This is a genomic window from Lapillicoccus sp. (assembly GCF_046595215.1).
Classification (GTDB): domain Bacteria; phylum Actinomycetota; class Actinomycetes; order Actinomycetales; family Dermatophilaceae; genus Lapillicoccus.
In genome coordinates, this window is the sequence record NZ_JBKJPP010000193.1 from 1 (window position 1) to 2,850 (window position 2,850).

The 2,850-nt window shown below is 73.1% G+C and carries 2 protein-coding genes; both read left to right on the top strand.

Features of this window, described 5'->3' with window-relative positions; all coding sequences use genetic code 11:
• A partial coding sequence (locus ACLL9L_RS16365) for a DUF2398 family protein (RefSeq protein ID WP_411285721.1) occupies nt 1–301 on the top strand: 301 nt, incomplete at its 5' end.
• Nucleotides 298–2,850, top strand: a 2,553-nt coding sequence (locus tag ACLL9L_RS16370; protein ID WP_411285722.1) for a hypothetical protein, incomplete at its 3' end; no start/stop codon positions are given. The genes ACLL9L_RS16365 and ACLL9L_RS16370, both read left to right, overlap by 4 nt.

The following is a 2,850-nucleotide window of genomic DNA, read 5'->3' on the forward strand; positions in this document are numbered from 1 at the left end:
GCAGGCGTGGCACGGCATACCGATGGCGCAGGTGCGGCCGGCTGCCCGGGCGCTCGTCGATCAGTGGGCGCCCTACCTGCGTGGTGACCAGCGCGACGACCCCGAGCGCGCCGTCGAGGCAGCGCTGCGGCTGATCACCGACATGGGGCTGGCCCGTCGTGACCCATCCGGCTCCGACGGGGACGACGACGTCATCTGGGTGCACGCCGCCGCGGCGCGGTATGCCCCGAAGCCTCAGCTGAGCGAGGCGTCGACCACCGGGGAACGGTCGTTGTTCGACGCAGGGGAGGACGAGGAATGAGCATCGCGAGCGAGGAACGGTTCCGACTCAGCCGGGGCGGGGTGCTCAACGTCTGGCAGTACGACGAGCAGGTGTTCGACTTCGCGGAGGGGCGGCTGCTGCTGCGCGGTGCCAACGGGGCCGGCAAATCCAAGACGCTCGAGCTGCTCATGCCCTTCGTCATCGACGGCGACAAGGCGAGGATGACCGCCTCCGGCAAGCACACGACGAGCCTGCTGTGGCTGATGCTCGACGGTCATGACGGCGGCGGCCGCACCGGTTATGTCTGGATCGAGTTCGCCCGACGGACCTCGGACGGTCAGGAGGTGACGATGACCTGCGGGGTCGGGCTGCGTGCGAGCGAGTCCGCGCGACAGGCGACGTCGTGGTTCTTCACCTCGCCGCGCCGGGTGGGCGTCGACCTCCTGCTCGCGGACGAGACCGGACCGCTGAGCCAGGCTCAGCTCAAGTCCGAGGTCGAGAGTGACGGCGAGGGGCGCTTCTTCGACTCGCCGCGACGCTACAAGGAGCATGTCGGCCGGGCGCTCTTCGGACTGCCCGTGGAGCAGTATGACGAGCTGCTCCGTCTGATCTACTGGCTCCGACAGCCGCAGGTCGGTGAGGACATCGATCCGAAGCGTCTCGCCGAGCAGTTGGTCAACGCCCTGCCCCAGGTCGACGACAGCGCCGTCCGGGCGGCGGGCGACACCTTCGACGAGCTCGAGGCGTTCGGTGAGGAGATCGAGCGCCGCGACCGCGCGGCGAGAGCGATCAGGGAGGTCGTTGCGACGTATGCCGTTTACGCCCGGTCCGTCGTTGCCGGGCGTGCCGCTGCCGTCGTCGAGGCCGCCACCTGGCTGCGCCGCAGCGAGTCCACCCTGCGCCGCAGCGAGCGCGAGCTGTCGGCGGCACGCGTCGAACTGGGCGACGTCGACACGGGGCGCGCCGAGCAGGTCGGCCTCGCCGACGAGACGCAGCGCCGGATCACCGCGCTCGAGCAGGGACCGGAGGCCCGCACCCGGGGGCGGCTGAGGGCGCTCGCGGAGACGGTCCGAGCCCGCGGGGAGCAGTCGAGGACCGCTCGGCGGATCGCTGGTGAGGCGCAGGACCGCGCTGACCGGAGCGGCGGAAACGCCACCGACCTCGGCACTGCCATCGGCCGCGGCGTCGGCCGGCTGCACGACGATGCTCGACGGGTCGGGAGCGAGCTGAGTGCCCTGGGTGTGCTCTCCGGCCTGGGAGCCCTCGTCCTCCAGTCCGCGTCTGCGCTGGACTGGCAGCTCGAGGACGCGACCACCGATCTCGCTGCAGCACTCGACACCGTGGCGGGATGGACCCGTGACGTGCGGGTGCCGGCCGGCGAGCGGCGAGCGGCCATCCTCGTTGTCAACCAGGCGCGAGCCGCCTCCGAGGTCGCGAAGGAACGCGCCGACCGGGTGGAGGGCGAGGTCGCCGCCGCCGAGGGCCGCGTCGACCAGGCGCGCGAGCGGGCAGCGCAGGCCGCGCAGGCGAGCCGCGACCTCGAGGCCGACCTTCTGGAGCGGCTCGACACGTGGCAGCGCGACGATGATGCGGTGGCCTTCGAGCGGCCCGACCTCACCGTCGAGGGCCTCGGCGCCCTGGAGTCCCTGGCCCGGGGCGCGACAGCGGGACCCGTCGAGAGCCTCACCGACGAGCTCGCGAGGTCGGGCGCTGCGGTCCGGTCCGCGGAGTCGAGGATCGCCGAACTGCGCGCCGAGCGGGGAGATGTCGCGGCCCGACGTGATCCCGAGCCGGCGCCGCCTGCGTGGGGGCGCACGCCTCGCGAGGGTCGAGCGGGCGCGCCGTTCTGGCGGCTCGTCGACTTCCGGGACGACCTCGGTCCCGACGCGAGGGCGGCCCTCGAGGCGGGGCTCGAGAGCTCGGGCATCCTCGACGCGTGGGTCCGGCCGGACGGCCAGATCGTGGGTCGTGGCGACCTCGACGTCTGGCTCAATCCCGCTGGGGGAGCGCAGTTGGCCGGCGGGGGGTCCGCGGAGGGTGCGGACACCCTGGCCGCGGTGCTGCAGGTCGATGGCTCCGGCGTGAACGGCGACAAGGCTGCAACAGACCGGGTGTCTTCGACGGTGGTCGCGGCCGTGCTGTCCTCGATCGCCGTCCGCGACACGATCGCTCTCGACACGGCCGCGCTCGACACGGCCGCGCTCGACACGGCAGCGCTCAACACGGCCGGTGCCGCAGCGGACGGGTTGATCGCCGCCCCCGCGGCGGACGGGTCGATCGCCGCCGGTGGACCGGCAGCCGTCGTCGGGCTCGACGGGTCCTGGCGCCTTGGCCCCGTCAGCGGGCGGGCGTCGAAGCACGTCGCGCAGTACATTGGGGCATCGGCTCGAGCCGCAGAACGACGCCGCAGGCTCGACGACCTCGACTCCCAGCTCGCCGACGTCGAGGAGGCGCTGGTGCTCGCGACGGCGGAACGCGCCCGGGTGCGCGACCAGCTGGCTCGGATCCAGGGCTGGCTGGAGGGCCGGCCACGCCACGACCAGGTGCTGCGGGCCTGGGCGACCGAGGAGGAGCGGGAGCAGGCCGTG